20 protein-coding genes and 1 pseudogene are annotated in these 23,549 nt (G+C 68.9%); 4 read left to right on the top strand and 17 right to left on the bottom strand.

The genetic code is table 11. The features are described from left to right. Window positions 1-63: 63 nt before the first annotated feature. The gene (locus AC3A6X_RS18820) at window positions 64-885 is read right to left on the bottom strand and encodes a TorF family putative porin (protein ID WP_487843703.1); all 822 of its coding nucleotides are present in this window, start codon (window positions 883-885) and stop codon (window positions 64-66) included. A gap of 156 nt (window positions 886-1,041) precedes the next feature. Between AC3A6X_RS18820 and AC3A6X_RS18815 the strand changes: the two are divergent. Continuing rightward, a pseudogene (locus tag AC3A6X_RS18815) lies at window positions 1,042-2,538 on the top strand (YifB family Mg chelatase-like AAA ATPase). 2 nt (window positions 2,539-2,540) lie between these two features. On the opposite strand, the gene AC3A6X_RS18810 reads toward AC3A6X_RS18815, so the two are convergent. The 14 genes from AC3A6X_RS18810 to AC3A6X_RS18745 form a co-directional block, all read right to left on the bottom strand. Next, window positions 2,541-3,650 carry an ABC transporter substrate-binding protein gene (locus AC3A6X_RS18810; protein WP_487843613.1) on the bottom strand — a complete coding sequence of 370 codons (1,110 nt, stop codon included), beginning with the start codon at window positions 3,648-3,650 and terminating at the stop codon, window positions 2,541-2,543. A gap of 298 nt (window positions 3,651-3,948) precedes the next feature. Beyond that, the gene (locus AC3A6X_RS18805; RefSeq protein WP_487843612.1) at window positions 3,949-4,191 is read right to left on the bottom strand and encodes a hypothetical protein; all 243 of its coding nucleotides are present in this window, start codon (window positions 4,189-4,191) and stop codon (window positions 3,949-3,951) included. Between the two features lie 179 nt (window positions 4,192-4,370). Beyond that, on the bottom strand, window positions 4,371-5,555 hold the full coding sequence (locus AC3A6X_RS18800) for a fumarylacetoacetate hydrolase family protein (protein ID WP_487843611.1): 1,185 nt from the start codon (window positions 5,553-5,555) through the stop codon (window positions 4,371-4,373). 145 nt (window positions 5,556-5,700) lie between these two features. Continuing rightward, window positions 5,701-9,450: a molybdopterin cofactor-binding domain-containing protein gene (locus AC3A6X_RS18795; RefSeq protein WP_487843610.1), complete on the bottom strand. Its 3,750-nt coding sequence runs from the start codon at window positions 9,448-9,450 to the stop codon at window positions 5,701-5,703. 55 nt (window positions 9,451-9,505) lie between these two features. Then, a complete protein-coding gene (locus AC3A6X_RS18790) occupies window positions 9,506-9,985 on the bottom strand; it encodes a (2Fe-2S)-binding protein (RefSeq protein ID WP_487843609.1) in 480 nt (159 codons plus the stop codon). 16 nt (window positions 9,986-10,001) lie between these two features. After that, window positions 10,002-10,727 carry a bifunctional nicotinamidase/pyrazinamidase gene (pncA, locus tag AC3A6X_RS18785; RefSeq protein WP_487843608.1) on the bottom strand — a complete coding sequence of 242 codons (726 nt, stop codon included), beginning with the start codon at window positions 10,725-10,727 and terminating at the stop codon, window positions 10,002-10,004. Between the two features lie 35 nt (window positions 10,728-10,762). Then, window positions 10,763-11,497, bottom strand: coding sequence for an ABC transporter ATP-binding protein (locus AC3A6X_RS18780; RefSeq protein ID WP_487843607.1), 735 nt, complete (start codon window positions 11,495-11,497; stop codon window positions 10,763-10,765). Window positions 11,498-11,555: 58 nt separating this feature from the next. Continuing rightward, window positions 11,556-12,362, bottom strand: a complete 807-nt coding sequence (locus AC3A6X_RS18775; RefSeq protein ID WP_487843606.1) for an ABC transporter ATP-binding protein — start codon at window positions 12,360-12,362, stop codon at window positions 11,556-11,558. Next, on the bottom strand, window positions 12,359-14,275 hold the full coding sequence (locus AC3A6X_RS18770; protein ID WP_487843605.1) for an ABC transporter permease: 1,917 nt from the start codon (window positions 14,273-14,275) through the stop codon (window positions 12,359-12,361). The genes AC3A6X_RS18775 and AC3A6X_RS18770 overlap by 4 nt, the downstream gene beginning before the upstream one ends. Window positions 14,276-14,293: 18 nt before the next feature. Then, window positions 14,294-15,508 carry an ABC transporter substrate-binding protein gene (locus AC3A6X_RS18765; RefSeq protein WP_487843604.1) on the bottom strand — a complete coding sequence of 405 codons (1,215 nt, stop codon included), beginning with the start codon at window positions 15,506-15,508 and terminating at the stop codon, window positions 14,294-14,296. A gap of 53 nt (window positions 15,509-15,561) precedes the next feature. Then, a complete protein-coding gene (locus AC3A6X_RS18760) occupies window positions 15,562-16,146 on the bottom strand; it encodes an amino acid synthesis family protein (RefSeq protein WP_487843603.1) in 585 nt (194 codons plus the stop codon). 48 nt (window positions 16,147-16,194) lie between these two features. Further along, window positions 16,195-16,839 carry an amino acid synthesis family protein gene (locus AC3A6X_RS18755; RefSeq protein WP_487843602.1) on the bottom strand — a complete coding sequence of 215 codons (645 nt, stop codon included), beginning with the start codon at window positions 16,837-16,839 and terminating at the stop codon, window positions 16,195-16,197. A 19-nt stretch (window positions 16,840-16,858) separates the two neighbouring features. Continuing rightward, entirely contained in the window at window positions 16,859-17,779 is a 921-nt protein-coding gene (locus AC3A6X_RS18750; protein ID WP_487843601.1) for a UPF0280 family protein, read from the bottom strand. Window positions 17,780-17,790: 11 nt separating this feature from the next. Next, complete coding sequence (locus tag AC3A6X_RS18745; protein ID WP_487843600.1) at window positions 17,791-19,398, bottom strand: 6-hydroxynicotinate reductase; 1,608 nt, start codon at window positions 19,396-19,398, stop codon at window positions 17,791-17,793. A 275-nt stretch (window positions 19,399-19,673) separates the two neighbouring features. Between AC3A6X_RS18745 and AC3A6X_RS18740 the strand changes: the two genes are divergently transcribed. Genes AC3A6X_RS18740 through AC3A6X_RS18730 form a run of 3 tightly spaced genes read left to right on the top strand, consistent with a single transcriptional unit; the run spans window position 19,674 to window position 22,360 of the window. Further along, entirely contained in the window at window positions 19,674-20,447 is a 774-nt protein-coding gene (locus AC3A6X_RS18740) for a ferredoxin--NADP reductase (RefSeq protein ID WP_487843599.1), read from the top strand. Continuing rightward, window positions 20,448-21,215 carry a TetR/AcrR family transcriptional regulator gene (locus AC3A6X_RS18735; RefSeq protein ID WP_487843598.1) on the top strand — a complete coding sequence of 256 codons (768 nt, stop codon included), beginning with the start codon at window positions 20,448-20,450 and terminating at the stop codon, window positions 21,213-21,215. After that, entirely contained in the window at window positions 21,161-22,360 is a 1,200-nt protein-coding gene (locus tag AC3A6X_RS18730; protein WP_487843597.1) for an amidohydrolase family protein, read from the top strand. Before AC3A6X_RS18735 ends, AC3A6X_RS18730 begins: the two co-directional genes overlap by 55 nt. Before the next feature lie 5 nt (window positions 22,361-22,365). Here AC3A6X_RS18730 and AC3A6X_RS18725 read toward each other — a convergent pair whose 3' ends face one another. Both AC3A6X_RS18725 and AC3A6X_RS18720 read right to left on the bottom strand, forming a co-directional pair. Continuing rightward, window positions 22,366-23,037: an FHA domain-containing protein gene (locus AC3A6X_RS18725; protein WP_487843596.1), complete on the bottom strand. Its 672-nt coding sequence runs from the start codon at window positions 23,035-23,037 to the stop codon at window positions 22,366-22,368. Window positions 23,038-23,149: 112 nt separating this feature from the next. Continuing rightward, the gene (locus AC3A6X_RS18720) at window positions 23,150-23,548 is read right to left on the bottom strand and encodes a GtrA family protein (RefSeq protein WP_487843595.1); all 399 of its coding nucleotides are present in this window, start codon (window positions 23,546-23,548) and stop codon (window positions 23,150-23,152) included. Window position 23,549: the final 1 nt, after the last annotated feature.

Genomic DNA, 23,549 nt, shown 5'->3' with positions numbered 1-23,549 from the left:
TTTCCCCCACAGATTTCACGATGTTTCTCCTCAGGATGGATCGGGACGCGACGCCTGGCCGCGTCAGAGCGTCTTGGTCAGCGTAACGATGAAGCGCGCCTTGTTGGGCGACCAGGTCTGCTGGCCGACCGGGCCGAAGCCGAAATCGACGCCCGGGCTCGACACCAGCAGGTACGAGCTCTTCTTGTTGGCGCCCTGCACCGAGCCGGCCAGCGACAGGCCGTTGCCGAAGTCGTAGGAGGCGCCCACGTTGTAGTCCACGTAGCTCTTGTAGCCCAGGCTGCGGATGTCGCTGCTCATGTGCGTGTAGCCCACCGCCGCCTTCAGCGTGACCTTGGGCACGATCTCCTTGGTGTAGCTCAGGTTCAGGTAGCCGGTGTTGCGGCCCTTCAGGCCCGAACCGTCGCGCTCCCCGGCGTAGTTGAAGTAGTCCTTGGACACGGTGTGCGAGTACTTCAGCGTGAACGAGCCGATCGCCGCGTCGGCCCAGGTGCCCGCGCCGTACAGCTCGGTGGTGTTGCCGCGGGCGTTGCCCGGGTAGATGTAGCTGAGCACGCCGACGTCGAAGTCGAACACGCCGGCCTTGAACTTGTAGCCGCCGTAGATGTCGCTCTCGATGCTGTTGCCGTTGAGCCAGTTGACGCTGGAGTTCCAGTTGCCGACGTAGAAGCCGCTCTCGCCGAAGGCATAGTCGAAGCCGCCCTGGATGGCGGGCTTGAAGCCCTTGGTCTTGGCGAAACCGCCGCTGCCGATCACGTCCTGGTCCTGGCCGCGGAACTTGTAGTTGCTGGTCAGGGAAACGTTCCCTGTCAGCTGGGCGCTCGCCAGCATGGGAAGGGCTGCCAGCGCGGCCACAGCCAAGGCGGACGCGGTTTTACGGTGCATCATCGGGAGACTCCTCGGTCAGTTTTGAAATGTTGGATACCGATTCAAAGCAGGGAGCGTGCCAAATCTCGCAGCCGCGTGCGCGGAGCTTGGGAGAGGTGCATGGAGGCGCATGAACACAGGATGGTTGCACCATCTTGGTGAAAAGGGAGAAAAATGAGTCTGTCTTTGGTGCAAAGCCGTGCTTTGCTGGGCCTGGAAGCGGCGAGTGTCACGGTCGAGGTGCATCTGGCCAATGGCCTGCCCAGCTTCACGCTGGTGGGCCTGGCCGACGTGGAGGTGAAGGAAGCGCGCGAGCGCGTGCGCGCCGCCATCCAGAACGCCGGCCTCGAATTCCCGAGCAACAAGAGAATCACGGTCAACCTGGCGCCGGCCGACCTGCCGAAGGACTCGGCCGCCGGACAGATCGAGGCGGCACGCCTGGCCGGCCACGAGTTCGCGGGGGAGCTCTCGCTTTCAGGGCATCTGCGGCCCGTGCGTGGTGCACTCGCGATGGCGCTGGCGTTGCATGGCCGGGGCGTCGCGACGCGGCTGGTGCTGCCGGCCGAGAGCGCGCGCGAGGCCGCTCTGGTGCCCGGTGCCGAGATCTACGGTGCGGCCCACCTGCTCGATGTGGTGCGGCAGTTCCTGCCGGGCGGACCGACGCCGGGCGAGGCGGCGGACGATGGCTGGCATCGCGCGCTGCCCGCCCCCGCCGGGCCGGCGGCGCCCGTGGCAGATCTGGCGGAGGTCAAGGGCCATGCGGGTGCGAGACGCGCCCTGGAGATCGCCGCGGCAGGCCAGCACAGCCTGCTGATGGTGGGCCCGCCGGGTTCCGGCAAGTCGATGCTGGCCCAGCGCTTCGCCGGCCTGCTGCCGGAGATGAGCGTCGACGAGGCGCTGGAGAGCGCGGCGGTGGCCAGTTTGCAGGGACGCTTCGCCGTCGAGCGCTGGCGCGTGCGGCCGACCTGCAGCCCGCACCACAGCGCCAGTGCGGTGGCCTTGGTGGGCGGCGGCTCGCCGCCGCGGCCGGGGGAGATCTCGCTGGCGCACAACGGCGTGCTGTTCCTCGATGAGTTCCCCGAGTTCCAGCGCAGCGCGCTCGAGGCGCTGCGCGAGCCGCTGGAGACCGGCAACATCACCATCGCGCGGGCGGCGCGGCGTGCCGAGTTCCCGGCCCGCTTCCAGCTGGTTGCGGCCATGAACCCCTGTCCCTGCGGCTACCTGGGCTCCTCGCTCAAGTCCTGCCGCTGCACGCCGGACCAGGTGGCCCGCTACCAGGGCAAGCTCAGCGGGCCCTTGCTGGACCGCATCGACCTGCACATCGAGGTGCCCGCGGTGCCGGCGACCCAACTGCTCGACACCCCCGCCGGCGAAGCCAGTGCGCAGGTGCGTGTGCGCGTCGTCGAAGCGCGCGAGCGTGCCATCCGCCGGCAGGGCAAGGCCAACCAGGCGCTACAAGGCGCGGAGATCGACCGCCACGCGCAGCTCGACGCCGCCGCCCTGCAGTTCCTGCATGCGGCGGCGTCTCGGCTGGGCTGATCGGCGCGCGGGACCCATCGCGCGCTCAAGCTGGCCCGAACGATCGCGGACCTGGCCGGCGCCGGCACGGTGCAGGCGGGGCATGTGGCGGAGGCGGTGCAGTACCGGCGTGCGCTGCACGTGGACGCCTGAACTCAGCGCTTGAACCGCCCCCCGCTGATGATCGACAGGTCGACGTAGTCGATCCCCGTGTGATCCTGCGGCGAGTAACCCACCTCCAGCCCGCCGCCCACGTCGTAGCGCAAGTCGTTGAGCACCGCGAGCAGCTTGGCGCGCGTTGGCTTCGGGCCGGCGCGGCGCAGCGCCTCGACCATCACCTTGGTGGCGACGAAGCCCTCGAGCAGCGCCGGCGAGAGCTCGATGTCGCCCTTGGCCTTGGCCAGGTCCGAGGCCTCCTTGATCAGCGGATGCGCCATCGCGCGCTCCGAGGGCAGCACCTGCATGACGACCACGCCGCCGCTGGCGTTGCCCAGTTCTTTGATGAAGCCCGAGGCCGCGTTGTTCGACAGCGTGATGACCTGCGCCGCGGAACCCGCCGCGCGCAGCGCCTTGATGCCTTCGGTGACGGCCGTGCCCGAGCCGATCCACAGCACGGCTTGCGCGTTGGCGGCGGTGAGCTTGGGCACGATGGTGGCGTAGTCGGGCTTGTTGCGGTCGGCCAGCGCCAACACGACCGGCTTCAGGCCCGCCTTGTCGAAGCCCTTCATCGCGCCTTCCATCGCATCCTTGCCGAAGGAGTCGTCGGCCTGGACCACGGCAATGCGCTGCATGCTCACGGTGTGCAGATGCAGGACCGCCTTCTCGGCCTCGCGCTGGTAGGTGGAGCGCACGTTGAACACAAGCTTCTGCACCGGCTTGTGCAGCGACATCGCGCCGGTGGACGGCCCGATCAGCGGGGTGCCGCTCTTGTCGAGCAGCGGGATGACGGCCAGCGCATTGGGCGTGCCGCGGTTGAGCAGCAGCGCGATCACCTTCTTGTCTTCGATCAGGATGCGCGAGTTCTCCGCCGAGCGCTTCGGGTCCAGCCCGTCGTCCAGGCGGATCACCTCGACCTTCTCGCCATGGATGCCGCCCTGCGCATTGACGTGGTCGATGACCAGCTGCGAGCCGGCGATGGTCTCCCTCACGCTGGCCGCGACGGGCCCCGACATGTCGGCGGACTGGCCGATCAGGATCTGGGCTGCTGCATTCGCGGCGCTCAAGACGAGCGCAGCGGCACAGCAAAGAACTCGCACGGTTTTCATGGGCTCCTCCAAAGGGGCCGGGCGTGAAAATGCGCGGCACAGATTGTGAACAATTGTTACCAACCTCGCCCCTGGCCCGTGCGGGAAGAAACCCTTGAGGAAATTGTCTTACTGTGTTTCCGCTCCCTACAGCGCCACGATGCCGAAGGCGCGGATGCGCTGCGTGATCACCGCGGGGCTCAGCACAAACCCGCTTTCCGCCCCTAGCGAGTCGGCCTGCGCGCCTCCCTTGCCGTAGCCATGCTCTGAGCGACGAATGCTGCAAAGGGCTTGATATCGCTCCGGCCGCTTGCCGCGTTCAGGGCCGCCATGTAGCGATCGCGATCTTCGAGACGCAGCACCGTCCAGGGAAATCCGCCGGAAGCCTGCCGACGCCGTCGCGCCGGTCCGGCCCCGGAAAATCTCTCGCCTGGTAGTCCATGAGCGAGAAGCCGTTCGGCAAGGCCAGCACCCCGTTCTTGCCGAGTGGCGCGTGAACGACGACCTGCTGAGGCAACAACGTGGTGCCGGCGTGCAGTTTCAGCGAATCGTCGGCGGCCACGCATCAGTCCGCGCCAAACCTTGCGTTGCAATAGGCGGCAATGAAGTCCTTCATGCTTGCGATCCGAGTGCTAGATTTTGTTGCACGCCAGCTGCTAGGGATTAATGTGGAGCAGGGCGACGCCAGGGGCGTCTGCGGCGTTGCCCGCCTATATCCAGCCTCTTGGGACCCAACAGGCCCTAAAGCAACCCGCGCCCCGCCAGATTGCGCATCAGCGCGCCGATGCCGAAGGACCAGCGCGCCGCTTGGTCGGCATGCACCACGCGGTTCTCCAGCGCGCCGAGCTCGGGCGCCGAGATGGTGACGCTGTCGCCCACCACGTGGGTGAAGCCCTGCCCCGGGCCGTGGCGATCCTGGGTGGGCGCGAACATGGTGCCGAGGAAGAGCATCAGCCCGTCCGGGTAGGCGTGATGGGGCCCGATGGCCTGCGACACCAGGTCCAGCGGATCGCGGCTGATCTGCGCCAGCGAGCTCGATCCTTCGAGCACGAAGCCCTCGGGCCCGGCGACGCGCAGCGCCACCGTGATGCGGCGCACGTCGTCGATGCCGAAATGCGTGTCGAACAGGCGTATGAAGGGGCCGATCGCGCAGGAAGCGTTGTTGTCCTTGGCCTTGCCCAGCAGCAGCGCGCTGCGGCCTTCGAAGTCGCGCAGGTTGACGTCGTTGCCCAGCGCCGCACCCAGGGTGCGGCCGCGGCTGTCGACTGCCAGCACCACCTCGGGCTCGGGGTTGTTCCAGACCGAGCCGGAATGGATGCCGACGTCGGCACCGGTCCCCACCGCCGACAGCACCGGCGCCTTGGTGAAGATCTCGGCATCGGGGCCGATGCCGACCTCGAGGTACTGCGACCAGGCGCCCTGCGCGATCAGCACCTCCTTGACCTGGGCCGCCTGCGGCGAGCCGGGCACGATGCCGGCGAGGTTGTCGCCCAGCACGCCGCCGAGCGCGGCGCGGATGGTTTCGGCCCGGGAGGCATCGCCGCGCGCCTGCTCCTCGATCACGCGCTCCAGCAGGCTGGCGACGAAGGTCACGCCGCTGGCCTTCACCGCCTGCAGGTCGCAGGGGGCGAGCAGCCAGGGCAGTTCGGGATCGCGCGCGGCCTCGTCGCTGTTGGCCAGCGAAGCGTCGAGCGCCGCAATGCGCGGCGCTTCGTTGTCGCGCAGGGCCTGGCGCACCATGCCCACGGGATCGTCGAGCTCGAGCAGCTGGCTGGTGGTGGGCGCAAGGCGCGTCAGGTCGTGCAAGCCGCCTTCGTGCACCACCACCGGCGTGGGCCCGACATCGGGTTGCCAGAGGCGGCCGATCAGGGCGGCGCGCCCGGCGTCGCGGGGCAGGCTGGTGGCGGACGAGAGGGACTGGGGCATGTTGTCTCCAAGAAATCGGGTACCGGACGCAGAGGACGCGAAGGTTTCGCGAAGGACGCAAAGGAATCCAGGAAGACCATTCTGTATGTCTTTTTCGCGTCCTTCGCGAAACCTTCGCGTTCTTCGCGCTCCGGTCAGCCCGTATTCATTCGCGGCCTCGCACCCGCGCGACCTCCGACGCCAGATCCTTCCACGCCGGCTCCTGCGGCGCGAAACGCGCGCGCATGTAGCCGGCCAGCTCGGCGATCTGCGCATCGCTGAGCGCCTCGCGGAAGGCGGGCATGAAGCCGATGTCGCGCGTGGCCGGTTCGCGCACGCCGTCGAGGATGGTGCGCAGCAGGTTGTCGGGGCGCGCGCTCGTGAGGTTGCTGTTGAGCGCAAGCGGCACGTTGGCGCCGAGCAGCGTGGGGCCGTTGCCGTCGTGGTGGCAGGCGGCGCAGGCGCCGTCGAACAGGCGCTGGGCCGGGCCGAGCAGTTGGCCCTGGCGCGCAGCGGCGGTGGCGACCGCGCGCTGCGCCTGCGCACGGGCCTCGGCCTCGCTGGTCTGCGCATTGAAGGAGGCCAGGTAGGAGGCCATGGCGCGGATGTCCGCGTCGGGCACCTGGGCGAGCTCGCGCACCACCTCCGCCATCGGGCCGCCGGCCGTGCCGTGCTGCGGGCTGTGGCCGTTGCGCAAGTAGCGGTAGAGCGATTCGGCGTTCCAGGGCACGGCCGACTTCGAGGCCAGGCCCGTGAGCGCGGGCGCCTCCCAGCCCTCGACCATCGCGCCCGACAGGTAGGCGCTGCCGCCCTGCTCCGCGCCCAGCGCGTTGCGCGGGGTGTGGCAGGCGCCGCAATGGCCCAGGCCGTCGACCAGGTAGGCGCCGCGGTTCCATTCGGCGCTCTGTCGCGGGTTCGGCTGCAGGGGGGCGGGATCGTGGAAGAGCGCGTTCCAGCCGGCCATCAGCGGACGGATGCCGAAGGGGAACTTCAGCGAGGACTTCGGCGTGGGCGCCTGCACCGCGGGCAACGTCATGAAGTAGGCGTAGAGCGCCTGCAGGTCGTCGTCGCTGGTCTTGGCGAAGGCGGTGTAGGGAAAGGCCGGGTAGAGATGGTGGCCGTCGCGCGAGATGCCCTCGCGCATCGCGCGCTGAAAGGCGCTGAAGGACCAGCGGCCGAGGCCTGTGTCGGGGTCGGGCGTCAGGTTGGTGGTGTGGATGGTGCCGAAGGGCGTGTCCATCGCGCGGCCGCCGGCGTTGGGCGTGCCGCCCGGGGCGGTGTGGCAGACGGCGCAGTCGCCGAGGGCGGCGAGGGTGCGGCCGCGGTCGATGGTGGCCTGGCTGTAGACGGGGGCGCTGAGGGTGACGGGGGCGATGGTGGAGCGCCAGCCGAGGAGGCCGGCGATGAGGCCCAGGCCGCCGATGACGAGGGCGGTGGCCGTGGCCCAGACGGTTTTGCTCCTTCCCCCCCTGGGGGAAGGCTGGGATGGGGGCACGACGGCGCCACCATCGACCGCCCGCGCGCCCCCACCCCCTCCCTCCCCCAGAGGGGGAGGGAGCAAGTCATCGGCCTTCTGTGCGTCGGGAGATGCCAGCGGATTCAGCGCAGCCCTCACCACCTCCGGCGTGAACGGCGGCGCCCTGAACCGCACCCCCGTCGCATCGAAGATCGCATTCGCAATCGCCGCCGTCCCCGGCACCGAGGCCGACTCCCCCGCCCCCAGCGGCGGCTCGCCCGGCCGCTGCATGTGCATGACCTCGATCACCGGCACCTCGCGGAAGCTGAGGATCGGGTAGCTGCCCCATTCGCGGCTCGCCACCACGCCCGCCGGCAGCACGCCCGGCAGCGTCTCGCCGCCGGACGGCTGCGCCGGCGGCGCGAACTGCACGCGCTCTTTCAAGGCCCGGCTGGTGGTCTGGATCACGTTGCCGTGGATCTGGTGCTCGACCCCGGCAGGGTTCACCATCAGCCCCGCGTCGTGCCCCACCACCACGCGGCGCACGTGCACCTCGCCGGTGGTCTTGTGGACCTCGACGTCGGCCACCCAGGCCGACCAGGCCGCGCCGAAGCCAGGCCACTTGCTGTGCACGTAGCGGGCATAGGCGAAGCCCTGGCCGAAGAGCACGTCGCCGCCTGATCCGAGGCCGCCGTCGGCATTCTCCTGCGGCCCGGTGCGCATGCGCCAGCCGGCCTTCTGGGCGGTCTCGCGCACCAGCTCGGCCGCGCGCGGATCACGCAGGTGGCGCAGGCGGAAGGCCACCGGGTCCACGCCGGCCGCGGTCGCCAGCTCGTCCACGTAGGACTCGTGCGCGAAGGAGCTGGGCAGCGCCGAGACGCCGCGCAGCCAGGAGGCGCGCACGATGGGCGCCATGTCGTTGACCTTGACCCGCAGGTTCTCATAGGCATAGGGCGGGCGCGCGGTGCGGTCACCCATCTCGAAGGCCTGGGCGACCGGCTCGACGGTGCGCGTCAGCAGCAGCGCCAGCGTCGGCGCGCCGTTCGACGGGTAGGAGGTCTCGAAGTCATAGGCCGCCACGCCGCCCTCGGCATCGAGCCCGCCGTTGACCTGCATCAGCTGCGCCGCGCCCTTGGGCTCCCAGGCATGCTCCTGCTCGCGCGTGAGCTGCACGCGCACCGGCGCGCCGGCCGCGCGCGCGAGCAGGGCCGCATCGGCCGCCACGTCGTCGGCGCCGTTGCGGCCGTAGCAGCCGGCGGCCTCCATGCGCACCACGTCGACGGCCAGGTCCTCAAGCCCCATGAGGTTCGCGAGGTCGGCCCGCAGCACATGCGGGTTCTGCGAGCCGGCCCACACACGCAGCTGCACGCCCGCCTCGCCCTCGGGCTGCCAGTGGGCGAGCGCGCACGAGGGGCCGATGGAGGCATGCATCTGGTAGGGCCAGACATAGGTGCGCGGCATCGCCTGGGCTGCATTCGCGAGCGCTTCGTCGACCCGGCCCTCGTCGACCAGCAGGCGCTGCGTCGCCGGGTTGGCGCGGATCGCGCCTTCCAGGTCATCGAGCGCGGGCAGTCCCGGCCAGGCCTTCCAGCGCACCCGCAGCTCGCGCAGCGCCTGCTCTGCATGCTCTTCGCGCTCGGCCACGATGCCGACGAAGTCGCGGATCACCACCACCGCGCGGATGCCGGGGATGTGGGCGATGGAGGATTCGTCGACCGACTCCAGCGTGTTGCCGATGAAGTCGCCGTGGTCCGCGCCCGCATAGGGCGGCCGCACGACACGGCCGTGCAGCATGCCGGGCACGCGCATGTCGTGTACGAACACCGTCTCGCCGGCCAGCTTGGCCGGGATGTCGACGCGCGGGACCGCGGTGCCGACGAGGCGATAGTCCTTCGGGTCCTTGAGCGGGGCCGCGCCGTCCAGCTGCAGCACGGTGCGCGTGCCGGCCACCAGCTCGCCGAAGGGCACGCTGAAGGCCCGGTCCTCGCCGGCATGGATGCAGCCCTCGCGCACCTCGAGCAGCGAGGGCTGCACCCCAAAGCGCTCGGCGGCCTGCGCGAGCAGCCAGGCGCGCGCCTGCCCCGCTGCCAGCCGCAGCGGCACGGCGTGGATCTGCAGCGAGGCGCTGGCGATGGTCGCGCCCTGGTTGGGCGCGCGCGCCGTGTCGCCGAGCACCATGTGTACCTGCGACAGCGGCAGGTCGAGCTCCTCGGCCACCACCTGGGCCAGCGCGGTGCGGATGCCGGTGCCCAGGTCCACATGGCCGTTGAGCGCGGTCGCGCTGCCGTCGCTCCACAGCGCGAGCAGGATCTCGGGCCCTTCGGCGGGATTGCCCGCGACCACCGCGGGCTGGCCATTGGCGGCGGGCGGCGCGGGCGGCGTCTCGCGCACCACCACCAGCACGTCCCGGGCGTTCAGGAAGTCGCTGCGGGTGCGCGGCTGTTCGGCGCGCAGGGTCATTGGAGACCTTCGCCTTCGGCTGCGGTGCGAGCGCCTGCTGGCGGCCGGGCGGCGCTCACGAGGGCTCGCCCTTCGCCAACCGCTCTGCGGCAGACTGCACCGCGGCCAGGATCTCCACATGCGTGCCGCAACGGCACAAGTTGCCCGAGAGCTCGGCGCGGATGCGCTCATCGCCGGGGTGCGGGTCGCGCGCGAGCAGCGCGGCGGCCTGCATCACCATGCCGTTGAGGCAGTAGCCGCACTGCGCGGCCTGGGCTTCCTCGAAGGCCTGCTGCACGGGATGCCATTTCTCGCGCGAGCCGAGCCCTTCCAGCGTGGTGATCGCGCGGCCGGCCACGCCATGCGCCGGGATCACGCAGGCGCGCGCCGCCACGCCGTCGACCCACACCGTGCAGGCACCGCACTGGCCCAGCCCGCAGCCGTACTTCGGGCCATTGAGCGCGAGGTCGTTGCGCAGCACGTGCAGCAGCGAGGCCGCCACGGGCACCGACAGCGCGACCTCGCGTCCGTTGACCTTCAGTGCGAGTTCCTGCATTGCGCGCGCGGGCTCCTCAGGCGCTCATCTCGATATCGCTCGACTGGATGCGCTTGACGCCCTTGGTCTGCATCTCTTTCCAGGCCTTGGCGAGCGAGCCGTTCAGGTCGATGGCGCGCGTCGCGTCCTCGATCACATAGGCCTCGAAGCCGGCCTTGCGCGCATCGAGCGCGGTCCAGGCCACGCAGAAGTCGGTGGCCAGGCCGGTCACGAACACGGTCTTGATGCCGCGCGCCTTGAGGTAGCCCGCCAGGCCGGTGGGCGTCTTGCGATCGGCCTCCTCGAAAGCCGAGTAGCTGTCGACGCCCTTGTGGTAGCCCTTGCGGATGATCAGCTGCGCGCTCGGCAGCTTCAGGTCTTTGTGCAGCGCGGCGTCGTCCGTGCCCTGCACGCAGTGGTCGGGCCACAGCACCTGGTTGCCGTAGCCGAGCTTGATGCTGCTGAAGGGCTTCTGCCCCGGATGCGCGCTGGCGAAGGAGGCGTGGCCTTGCGTGTGCCAGTCCTGCGTGAGCACGATGTTCTCGAACGCGGTGGAGAGCTTGTTGATCACCGGCACCACATCGGCGCCGCCCTTCACCGGCAGCGTGCCGCCGTCGACGAAGCAGTTCTGCACATCGACCACGATCAGCGCCGACTTGCCGGAGGGCTTGATCCTCGCTGCCGCGAACAGCGGCGCCGAAAGCCCGGCCAGGCCCAATGCGGCGGCGGACTGTAGAAAGATTCTGCGGTGCGTGTTGTGCATGGTGTGTTCGCTCCTCGGGTTGATGAAAGCCGTGATCAGACGGACAGGTAGGCCCGCCTTACTTCCTCGTTGGTCGCCAGATCGGCCATCGAGGCCTGGTAGCGGATCTGCCCCTTCTCCAGCACATAAGCGCGGTCGGAGACCAGCTCGGCGAAGTGCATGTTCTGCTCCGACAGCAGGATGCTCACGCCCTGCGCCTTGAGCTCGAGGATCATGTTGGCCATCTGCTCGACGATCACCGGCGCCACGCCCTCGGAGGGCTCGTCCAGCAGCACGAGGTAGGGGTTGCCCATCAGCGTGCGCGCCACCGTCAGCATCTGTTGCTCGCCGCCGCTCATGCGCCCGCCCGGGCGCTGCGGCATCTCGCCGAGGTTGGGGAAGAGCTTGAAGAGGCGCTCGGGCGTCCACAGCGGCGCCTCGCTGCCGTCGGCCCAGCGGCGCGCGGCCTGCTTGCCGACCTCGAGGTTCTCCATCACCGTGAGGTCGGTGAACACGCGCCGGTCCTCGGGCACGAAGCCCAGGCCCAGCTTGGCGGCGTGGTGCGGCTCGCACTTGGAGATGTCGTGGCCCAGGAAGCGCACCGCGCCGCGCCGCTTGGACAGCATGCCGATCAGCGCCTTGAGCGTGGTGGACTTGCCGGCGCCGTTGCGGCCCATGAGCGCGACCACCTCGCCGCGCCGCACTTCGAGGTCGACGTCGTAGAGGATCTGAGCGGCGCCATACCAGGCGCACAGGGCCTTGGCCTCGAGCAGGACTTCATGTGTGCTCATTGGAAGACACCTTCGTTTTTGGCTGCGGTGCAAGCCCCTTCGGGCGGCCGGGCGATGTTCATGCAGTTTCCCCCGCCACGGCGGCATTCACCGCGGCCGCCTTCTCCGCGATCTTCTCGAAGGTCTTGCCGCTGCCGAAATAGACCTCCTGCACCTTGGGATGGTCGCGGATCTCCAGCGGCTTGCCCTGTGCGATGAGGCGGCCGCGCGCCAGCACGATCATGCGGTCGGCATAGGCGAAGACCACATCCATGCTGTGCTCGGTGAAGAGCACGGCCATGCCGCGGTCGATCACCAGTTGCTTGGTCAGGGCCATCAATGAGTTGCGCTCCTTGGGGGCCATGCCGGCGGTGGGCTCGTCCATCAGCAGCAGCTTCGGCGAGTTGGCCATGGCGATCGCGAGCTCGACGCGCTTGACGTCGCCGTAGGCCAGCACGCTGCAGGGGCGGTCGGCCTGGGCCTTCATGCCGACCTGGTCGAGCAGGGCCAGCGCCTCCTCGCGCTTGTGGTCGGCGGCGCGGCGCCAGGTCGCGAAGAGCTTGTGGTCGTGCGAGAGCAGCGCCATCTGCACGTTCTCCACCACGGTGAGCGACGCGAAGGTCTCGGCGATCTGGAAGGTGCGGCCCACGCCCATGCGCCAGATCTCGCGCGGCTTGCGGCCCACGAGCTCTTCTCCGTCGAGCAGGATCGAGCCGCGGTCGGCCTTCAGTTGCCCGTTGACCATGTTGAAAGTGGTGGACTTGCCGGCGCCGTTGGGGCCGATCAGCGCCAGCAGCTCGCCGGGGGCGAGGTCGAAGCTGATGCCGTCGACGGCCTTGACGCCGCCGAAGGACTTGCCGAGTTCCGTGACTTTGAGAAGGCTCATGCCTTGGCTTCCTTGAGTTCGGCCGGGTCCTTCGAATGCCGCCGCCGATCGAACAGCTGCTTCGCAAACCCCGCGATCCCCTGCGGGAACAGCAGCACCAGCAGCAGGATGATCCCGCCCAGCATGGCCCGCCAGTAGTCGGTATTGCGCGCCACCGTGTCGTGCAGCCAGGTGAAGGTCACGGCTCCCACCACCGGCCCCGCCAGCGTCTGAATGCCGCCCAGCAGCACCATCACCAGCCCGTCGACCGACTTGCCCACGCTCAGCGACTCCGGCGAGATGCTGCCCTTGGAGAAGGCATAGAGCGCCCCCGCCAGCCCCGCCGCCGCGCCGGCCATCACGAAGGCGGCCCACTGCATGCGCTTGACGTCGATGCCGATCGCGTCCGCGCGCAGCACCGAATCGCGGCCCGCGCGCAGCGCATAGCCGAAGGGCGAGAACAGCACGCGCCGCAGCCACAGCACGCCCAGCCCCACCAGCAGCAGCGTGACCCAGTAATACACCCGCTTGTCCGCGAGCCAGGCCGCCGGCCACACGCCGGTGAGCCCGTTGCTGCCGCCGGTGAAAGTGTCCCACTGGTAGGTGATGGCCCAGGTGATCTGCGCGAAGGCCAGCGTCAGCATCGCGAGGTACACGCCCGACAGCCGCACCGCGAACCAGCCGTAGACGAAGGCGCCGGCCGCCGCCACCAGCGGCGCAAGGATGAGCGCCAGCTCCATCGGCATGCCGCTCGCGCGCACCAGCAGGGCAGCACCGTACGCGCCGAGCCCGAAGTAGGCCGCATGCCCGAAGGAATGCATGCCGGCCGGGCCCATGATGAAGTGCAGGCTGGTGGCGAACAGCGCGGCGATCATCAGGTCGATCATCAGCACCGTGGTGTAGGGCGAGTCGGCGGTGAAGATGGGCACCGCCGCCAGCACCAGGCCGAAGACGGCCGCGGCCACCAGGTAGGTCTTGCTGGGGCGGCGCAGCGGCTCCTCCTGCATGCCCACGTAGCGGCTGGGCGCCTGCGGCCGGCCGAAGAGCCCCCAGGGGCGCCACACCAGCACCACGGCCATCACGAGGAAGTCCACCACCAGCGTCAGCTTGGAGAAGGACACGCTGATGCCGAAGACATCCACCACGCCCAGCCAGATGCAGATCGCCTTGATCTCGGCGATCAGCAGCGCGGCCGCGTAGGCGCCGGGGATCGATCCCATGCCGCCCACCACCACCACCACGAAGGCGGCGCCGATGGTGTTGAGGTCCATCTCCAGCGTGGCCGGCTCGCGCGGCAGTTGCAGCGCGCCGCCCAGGCCCGCCAGCATGGCGCCGAGCGCGAACACGGCCGTGAACAGCCAGGCCTGGTTGACGCCCAGCGCGCTGACCATCTCGCGGTCTTGCGTGGCTGCGCGCACCAGCGTGCCGAAGCGGGTGCGCGTGAGCAGCATCCACACCAGGCCCAGCACCACCGGGCCGACCACGATCAGGAACAGGTCATAGGACGGGAACTGGCGCCCGAGGATGGCGACCGAGCCGGAAAGCCCTGGCGCACGCGGCCCCAGCAGCTCGTCGGGCCCCCAGAGCCACAGCACCGCGTCCTTGATCACCAGCACCAGCGCGAAGGTCGCGAGCAGCTGGAACAGCTCGGGCGACTTGTAGATGCGGCGCAGCAGCACCACCTCGATCAACGCACCGAGCACGCCCACCGCCAACGCCGCCACCACCAGCGCCGGCCAGAAGCCGAAGCCGGTGCCCAGCCGCTCGACCAGCGTGTAGGCGACGTAGATGCCCACCATGAAGAACGAGCCATGCGCGAAATTCACGATCCGCGTGACGCCGAAGATCAGCGACAACCCCGCCGCCACGAGGAACAGCGAGGACGCGCTCGCCAGCCCGTTGAGGAGCTGGACGATGAAGCCTGAAAAACTCATGACTCGTCCGCCTCTGGCTCAGTCGTTGGCGCGGGACTTCTTCAGCTCTTCGACCGGCGGCTGGTACTTGGCGTCGGCACCGTCGAGGTACACGTAGTTGACCATCACGCCCTTGCCGCCCTCGTTCTTGGTGCGGCCCACGAAAGCACCCATGGTCGACTGGTGGTCTTCCGGGCGGTAGGTGATCTTCCCGAAGGGCGTGTCGACCTGCAGGCCCTTGAAGGCGGCGACCAGCTTGTCGGTGTCGGTGCTCTTGGCCTTGGCGATGCCGGCCGCGGCCGACTTGATCATGCTGTAGCCCACCACCGAGCCCAGGCGCGGGTAGTCCTTGAACTTGGCCTGGTAGGCCTGCTCGAACTTCTTGTGCTCGGGCGTGGTGATGCCGTACCACGGGTAGCCGGTGACGATCCAGCCGTTGGGCGCCTCGTCCTTCAGCGGGTCCATGTACTCGGGCTCGCCGGTCAGTACGCTGACCACCTCGCGGTCCTTGAAGAGGCCGCGCGTGTTGCCCTCGCGCACGAACTTCGAGAGGTCGGCGCCGAAGAGCACGTTGAAGATCGCATCGGGCTTGGCGTCGGCCAGCGCCTGCACCACGCTGCCGGCGTCGACCTTGCCCAGCGGCGTCGCCTGCTCGGCCACGAACTCCACGTCGGGCTGCGCCGCCTTCAGCAGGTTCTTGAAGGCCGCCACCGCCGACTGGCCGTACTCGTAGTTGGGGTAGACCACGGCCCAGCGCTTCTTCTTGAGCTTTGCCGCCTCGGGCACCAGCATCGCCGCCTGCATGTAGGTGCCGGGGCGCAGGCGGAAGGTGTACTGGTTGCCGCCCTGCCAGGTGATCTTGTCGGTGAGCGGCTCGCCGGCCAGGAAGAAGAACTTCTTCTGCTTGGCGAAGTCGGTGACCGCCAGGCCGGTGTTCGACAGGAAGGTGCCGGCGAGCAGGTCCACCTTCTCGCGCGAGACCAGCTCCTCGGCCACGCGCACCGCGTCGCCGGGGTTGGCGTTGTCGTCGCGGCTGATGAGCTCGATCTTCTTGCCGTTGACGCCGCCCGCGGCGTTGATCTCGTCGACCGCCAGCTCCATGCCCTTCTTGTAGGGCTCGAGGAAGGCGGGTTGCGCCTTGTAGCTGTTGATCTCGCCGATCTTGATCACGCCCTGCGCATGCGCGGGGACGAGCGCGGTGGCGGCGAGCGAGGCGACGGCGGCCGCACTGAAGACATGACGCAGGGGGTTCATCGAAAGCTCCTTGGGGGTCGAACAGTGAAAAATCGGGAAGGTGGCGTGGCGGCTCAACGAAGCCCGTCCTCGCCCTTGATCTCGGAGACCTGCAGCCCGCCGATGCGCGGCAGCGGGCGGCCGCTGTCGGTCACGGCGACGGCCACGACGATCTCGTTGGCGCGCGGTGCATCGGACACACGCGCCTCCACGGCGTCGAAGTGGCTGCGCACGAAGGCCGCGTCCTTGTGGCCCAGCGGCACGTCGATGGCGGTGCCCAGCGTGCCGCGCTTCTTGGCCGAGGGCACCAGCGCAGCGCCCTTCTCCACCGCCACGCGCAGCGGCGCGCCGAGCTTGGGATGCAGGATGGCAGCGGCATGCTCCAGCTCGCCGGATTCGCCGACGATCGCGGCCTTGCCGTAGCTCTGCGCCTGGCGGGGCTCGATGCCCAGCGCCTGGACGGCCTTCTGGCCCAGCAGCGCGCCCAGCTCTTCGCCGATGGCGATCAGCTCGTCGAGCGATTCGCTGTAGCGGCCGGCGTAAGGGTTCTCGATGACCGCGATGGCCACGGCACGGCGCGTGGGCGGCTCGATGGCCTTGCCCATTTCCTTGCGGGTTTCGTCGATCTGCACGACGAGCTTGCGGATGTTGGCGCTCATGGTTCTTTCCTTGTGTCTCTGAATGAAGGGCACTGCTGCTTCGGGGCTTCAGCGCAGTCCGTCCCACTTGGCGATGTTCTCGGCGCGCAGGCCGCCCACGCGCTCATGGACGCGGTAGCCGGTGCTCATGGCGAGGATGAAGACAATCTCGTCGGACGCCGGTGCACCCGGCACGCGCACCTCGATGGCATCGAACTGGCCGCGCACGTAGCTGGCGTTGATGTTGGTCAGCGGCACGTCGAGCGTCGCGCCGGGCGGCCCCACCTTCTTCGTCGAGGGCACGATCGAGAGCGCGTTACCCGGCTGCCCGGTCTTCTTCTCGTCCACGGTGCCGGCGGTGTAGGCCGCGCGATCGCCCTTCCAACCCAGCAGCTCCCGCATCGCATAGCCGCCCGGCACATGCCACAGCGCGCCATGCTCCAGCTCGCCGGCGGCGCCGACGATCGCGCCCTTGCCGTAGGTCGCGATGCGCGCGAGCGGCACATCCATTGCCGCATGCAGGCGGTGCGCCATGTCGACGCCCACCGGATCGAGCAGGCTCATCATCGGCAGGATGTCGGGCTCGTAGCGGCCGGCGAAGGGATTGGCGAGCACCGCGCCGATCGCACCGCGCACCAGCGGCGTCGCTGCGCGCGGGCCGAACTCGTGGTGGATGGTCTCGACCTGGGTGAAAACACGGCGTATATCGATCATCGAAGGGTCCTGCTTTTCGTTAAGCAAATACTGAACCAACTGCCGCGGCCTGCGGCGAATTCACTAGCGCGGAAATGCCGGACGCTGGCGAGCTTAAAGGTTCCACGAGGCGCCATTGCCCCTGGCAAACCAGCATGGCGGACCCGATCAGCCCCGAGCGTTGCAGGGCCATCGCGCGAGCGGCGCCCGCCTCCAGTGCGCGCTGCACCTGCGCGGGCGCAAGCGTCTCGACATCGACCGTCACCGGGATGTCGCCGAGATCGCTGTCGTCCTTGCATTCGCCGGCGGGGCGGCGATGGATGCCCGCGTCTTCCACGTTCACCGCGTTGGCGATCACCGTGGCGGCCGCATCCGCCTCTGCCGCCGTGGCGGCGAGCACGGTCACGCTGTCGGCAATGCCCAGCGAGAAGCTGCGGCCGCGCCAGCCGCTGGTGGCGACGCCGCGCACGGGCATCTCGGCGCGCAGCTCGAACTGGCCGTCGGTGGTGAGCGGGCCGCGCTCGCGAAGGTCGAAGCGCGCCAGGTCGGCGAACAGGCCGACGCGCGCCGACTGGCCCGGCGCAAGGTGCAAGGCAATGTCGCCGCCGTTGTTGATCCACGCACGCTCGATGCCCTCGCGCCGGTAGAAGGCAATGAGCTCCTGCGCGACGGCGCCCGCCACGGCGGCCATCGGCGTGATGAAACCGGCACGGAAAGGCGCACAGGCCTGCCACATGCGCCGTGCGATCGGGCCCTGCAGCGCACAGGTCTCGCCCACGGGCTGGCGCAGCAGGCGCAGCTCGCCCACCAGTTCGTCGAGCACCGTGCCGAAGCGCCGCCAGGCGAGCTCGTGCGCGACCGCGACCTCCACCTCGTTGCCATGCGCCTCGGCCACGATGTCGATCGGGCCGTGGTTGAAATGCCAGCGGCCTCCCTCGAGAGCGCTGCGTTGGGCCGTCATGGGAACCCCGATCAGCCGAGCATGGGCGGCTGGCCGAGCGGCCACGGGTTGGCATCGTCCATGCGAAGCCATTGGCGCGCCAGCGGTGCGCCGTCGTTCTGCCAGGCGCCGCGCGCCAGCGCCTGCTCGAGCGGGAACACATGCTCCATGTGGCCGCCCAGCGCCGCGTAGTCCTCGCGCCGCATGCTGAACTCGATGGGCGCGACGATGGCCGGCGTGGGCACGGTGCCGAAGCTGTTGTCGGGCATGCGCAGCACATCGGCCATCACGGTGATGCCGCCGCCGGGCCACACGTAGGCCGGCGCGCCGCCGCAGGTCACGTTGACGAGCGCGCGCTTGATGGCGCGCGTGAGCAGCACCGGGTTCTCCGTCACGCCCGCGCGCAAGCTGCCGCCGGCACCGCCGAGGAAGAGCACGGTACACATCGAGGGCTCGCAGTTCTCGCCGATGCGCTCGACGACCCGGCGCACCTCGGCCGGCATCTGCTGCTCGACCGGCTTGAGCGCGTCGTCGAGCACGTACCAAACCGCATGCTCGCCGGTGGTGGAGGTCATCAGCAGGCGCAGGCCGGGCCGGGCCACGCCCTCCTCCCAGCCCTCGATGATCGACAGCGGATCGTCGATGTCGGTGCCGCCCCAGCCGTTGCCCGGATTGGCCACCTGGAAGTAGCGCCCCGGCGTGGACTTGCGCCCGCGCATCTGGATGCCCGAGGGCGGCATGTCGAGGCAGCGCCCGGCCTGGTGCTCGGTGAGCACGCCGGTGATGTGGTCGTCGACCACCACCACCTCGTCGGCCTGGCCGAAGAGCTGGCGCGCGAAGATGCCGATGGCGGCCGAGCCGCAGCCCACGCGCATGCGCTTTTCCTCGACGCCATTGACGATGGGCGCGCGGCCGGCCTGGATCACCATGCTGGCGCCGCCGTCGATCACGCACTCGGCCGGCTTCTTGTTGCCCAGCAGCTGCATCAGCTCGACCGTCATCCGGCCTTCCTTCTTGCTGCCGCCGGTCAGGTGGTGTACGCCGCCGAGCGACAGCATCTGCGAGCCGTACTCGGCGGTGGTGACATGGCCCACCACCTCGCCGCGGTAGCGCACATTGGCCTGCTCGGCGCCGAGGAAGCGGTCGGTGTCGATCTTCACCTTGAAGCTGCAGTAGCTGAAGATGCCCTCGGTCACCACCGTGACCATGTCCACGCCCTGCGCCTTGGAGGCCACGATGAAGGGGGCGGGCTTGTAGTCGGGGTAGGTGGTGGAGGAGCCCACGCCGGTCACGAAGACCTCGTCGGCGTGAAGGAGATCGCCGCTCCAGTCAGGCTCGGCGCCCGGCGCCGCCGGCTCGGCCGCGGGGCGCGCGAAGGGCACCAGCGCGGGCGATTCGCTGACCAGCTCTCGGCGCAGCAGCAGCACCGGATCGACCCGCACCAGCACGCCCTCGCGGTTGGCATAGCGGTCGCAGGCGCCGGTGCGCCCCTCGGAGATCTGGCACAGCACCGGGCAGGCGTTGCACTCGACCTTGCTGGTGCTCATGCGCTCGTTGCGCAGGGCCGAGCGGCCCGTGGCCTCGGGAAGCACCGGCATGTCCATGCCGGGCAATCCGTCTGTCTTGGTGTGTTCGGTCATCGCGGGCTTCTCGTGAAATTCGTGGCGGCGGGGTGCAACAAATGGGCCGGAAGGCTCTCTTGTGCTGGAACTTCGCTTTGTGTAGTATTCACTACAACTTCATGTGGTGATCACTACATGAAGTCAATGTAGCAAACAGACCCGATGCTTGCAATGGTGTTTTCTCAGGTGTCGCCGACAATCGAGGGGTTGCGGCAGACTGACGGTGTTCGGCTCCGCGTCACCGCGCACCCCGTCCGTGCGCGTTTTTTCGTCCACAACCATCCCTGATTCCTATGAGTGCATTCAGCGAAGAACGTGTGTTGAGCGTCCACCACTGGACCGACCGCCTGTTCACCTTCACCACGACGCGCGACCCGGCGCTGCGCTTCTCGAACGGCCACTTCACGATGATCGGCCTGAAGGTCAACAACAAGCCCCTGCTGCGGGCCTACAGCATCGTGAGCCCCAATTACGAGGAGCATCTGGAGTTCCTCAGCATCAAGGTCGAGGAAGGGCCGCTCACCTCGAAGCTGCAGCACATCCAGGTGGGCGACACCATCATCGTGGGCCGCAAGCCCACCGGCACGCTGCTGATCGACTACACCCTGCCGGGCAAGCGGCTCTACCTCTTCGGCACGGGCACCGGTCTCGCACCGTTCATGAGCATCATCCGCGACCCGGAGACCTACGAGAAGTACGAGCAGGTCGTCTTGGTTCACGGCGTGCGCCAGATCGACGAGCTGGCCTATCACGACCTGGTGACCGACCACCTGCCCAAGCATGAAATCCTGGGCGAGATGGTCGAGAAGCAGCTGCTCTACTACCCGACGGTGACGCGCGAGGAGTTCCGCAACATGGGCCGCATCACCGACCTGATCGCGACCAACAAGTTGACGGACGACCTCGGCCTGCCGCCGCTCGATGCGAGGGAAGATCGCGTGATGCTGTGCGGCAGCCCCGGCCTCCTGGTCGACCTGAAGCACATCCTCGAAGGCCGCGGCTTCAAGGAAGGCAACACGTCGACCCCGGGCGACTTCGTCATCGAACGCGCCTTCGCCGAAAAGTAAATGGCAACGGCCCGCGCACCCAAGCCGGCCACGCGCCGCACCGGCGTGCGCGAGGCCGCCGCGCAGGCCACGCGCGACAGCATCCTGCGCGCGGCCACCAAGGTGTTCGCCAAGTACGGCTACGACGGCGGCAGCGTCGAGAAGATCTCGAAGGCCGCCAACTCGTACGACCGGATGATCTACTACTACTTCGGCAGCAAGGAAGGGCTGTTCATCGCGGTGCTCGAAAGCATCTACCGCCGCATGGACGATGCCGAGGCCGCGCTGCACCTCGATGCGAGCCGGCCGGTGGAAGCGCTCGCGGCGGTGATCCGCTTCGTGCTCGGCTACTACCGCAAGAACCCCGAGTTCGTGACCCTGCTGAACACCGAGAACCTGCACAAGGGCCGGCACATTGCGAAGTCGCTGCGCGCACGCGAGTACTCGTCGAAGGCGATCGCGATCATCCAGGAGCTGCTGGAGAGCGGCGTGGCGCAGGGCCTGTTCCGCAAGGACGTGGCCGCGCGCGACCTCTATCTGCTGATCGCCTCCACCGGCTATTTCTACACCTCCAATCGTCACACGCTCACGGCCTTCCTCGGCGAGCCGCTGGAGACGCCGGAGGCGGTCACGCATTGGGAGGACTTCGTGATCGAGACCGTGCTGCGCACGGTCGACGCGGGGCCCTCCGAAGAAGAAGCATCCCCATCCCCAGCACCCCACGAGGACAAGACATGGCAGAAGTCGCAAGCACCGCAAAGTCGGGCAAGGTCGTCATCCGGAACATAGGTCTGCTGCTGTCCGGCGACCTGGACAAGCCCATCCTCGATGCCGACACGATCGTCGTGAACGACGGGTTGATCGTCGCCGTCGGCAAGGAGGAGGACTGCAATTGCGAAGGCGCGCAGACGGTCATCGACGTGAAGAAGACCTGCGTTGCGCCCGGCCTGATCGACAGCCACGTACACCCGGTCTTCGGCGACTGGACGCCGCGGCAGAGCCAGCTGGGCTGGATCGACTCCACCATGAACGGCGGCGTGACCACCATGATCTCCGCCGGCGAGGTCCACCTGCCAGGCCGGCCCAAGGACATCGTGGGCGTGAAGGCCCTGGCCATCACCGCACAGCGCGCCTTCGACAACTTCCGCCCCGGCGGCGTCAAGGTGCTGGCGGGCGCGCCGGTGCTCGAGAAGGGCATGGTCGAGAGCGACTTCAAGGAGATGGCCGAGGCCGGCGTCGGGCTGCTCGGCGAGGTGGGCCTGGGCTCGGTGAAGGCCGGCTACGAGGCCAAGGAGATGGTGGCCTGGGCGCGCAAGTACGGCATCCAGAGCACCATCCACACCGGAGGGCCCTCGATTCCCGGCTCAGGGCTGATCGACAAGGACGTGGTGCTGGAGGCCGACGCCGACGTGATCGGCCACATCAACGGCGGCCACACCTCACTTCCGGAAGCGCATGTGTGCGAGCTGTGCGAGAAGTCTTCGCGCGCCATCGAGATCGTGCACAACGGCAACGAGCGCGTGGCGATCGCGGCAGCCAAGGCGGCGCTGGACCTGAAATGCCCGCACCGCATCATCCTGGGCACCGACGGGCCGGCCGGCTCGGGCGTGCAGCCGCTGGGCATCCTGCGCATGGTCGCGATGCTGTCCTCGCTCGCCAACATCCCGGCCGAGCTGGTGTTCTGCTTCGCCACCGGCAACACGGCGCGCATCCGCAAGCTGAACTGCGGGCTGATCGAGCCCGGCCGCGCGGCCGACTTCGTCTTCATGGACCGGGCCCAGCACACGGCCGGCAAGACGCTGCTGGAAAGCGTGCAGTTGGGCGACATCCCGGGCGTGGGGATGGTGATGATCGACGGCATCGTGCGCTGCGGGCGCAGCCGCAACACGCCGCCGGCGACCGAGATCCCGGTGGTGATGTCGGGCGCGCACTGAGGCGCCTAAAAATCCCGCGCCCGCAAAACCACCGGCTCCTGCGGAAGCTGCTGGTAGCGATAGGTCGCCGCCACATGGATGGCGAGGTGGTTTTCCTCATAGGCATCGACTGCGCGGCTGCAACTTTCTTCCCCGAAGGCATAGGCGCCGAAGTGCGAGGCCAGGGCGTCGTAGGTGATCAGCGCCGACACATCGCGGCCGCGCATCGGCAGGGTGAAGGCGACGCCCTCCCCCACGGACTGGGCTCGGCGTGCCGGGGGCGATGGGCGTGTCGGCACGTCGTCGTAGGCCCTCGGCGACGCGGTGAAGACCAGTCCTGCCAGGTCCGTCGCGGCCGCGTCGGCGGCGGCTGGCGCCGGCCGGGCCTGCGCGAATTCCGCGGTGGGATCGTCCATGCGGCAGAACAGGAGCTCGACGTCGGCCAATTGCAGCCGGTCGCCGTCCAGCACCGGCATGGAGTCGATCCGCGTCCCGTTGACGAAGGTGCCGTTGGTGCTGTGCGCGTCCTTGATCGTGGCGAAGGCCCCCTGGCAGCTCAGGACGGCATGCACCCGGCTGACCTTCTGGCTGGGAAGAACGATCTCGTTCCCGTCCCACCGCCCGATCCGGAGCTCGCCTTCGGCGACGCGGATGCGGCGGGCGAAGCGAGCACCTCGCATGACAAGCAAAGTCGGCATCGTTACCCTCCCGCCAGTGATTCGGACTCGTCCTCAAATGGACCGAGAATAGTACTTTTCCCTGACTTTTGCGGCAACGCCTTTTACATGCCGGCGCATCGGGAAGCGACCTTCAGCGCCCGCGCCTGGACTTGAAGATCAGCTGCCGTGCAGCGAGAAAGTTCAGCGCCAGCCCCGCGCAGCTGCCCAGCGCCACGCCCAGCGCGGGCACCCAGGGCCCGGCGAGGCTGTGCAGCACGAGGACGTAGACGCCGTAGTTCACCACCGCCCCGCCGAGCATGGTCAGCAGGTAGCCCAGGTATTCGCGCGCCAGCGAGGCGCCCGAATGCCGGGTGCCGAAGGCATAGCGCCGGTTCAGCGCCCAGGTGGCGGTCGCGGCCGCGAGGAAGGACAGCACGCGCGCCGCATACCAGCCCAGGAGCGGCGCCGCCAGGTAGAGCACGCCCACGTCGACGCCCAGGCCGATCACGCCGGCGAGCGCGAACAGCAGGAACTCGCGGCCTGCCTTCATC

It is taken from the genome of Variovorax sp. Soil_C_12, from assembly GCF_057657375.1.
The sequence above is the reverse complement of the archived record's forward strand: the minus strand, read 5'-3'. Positions and strand labels throughout refer to the sequence as shown.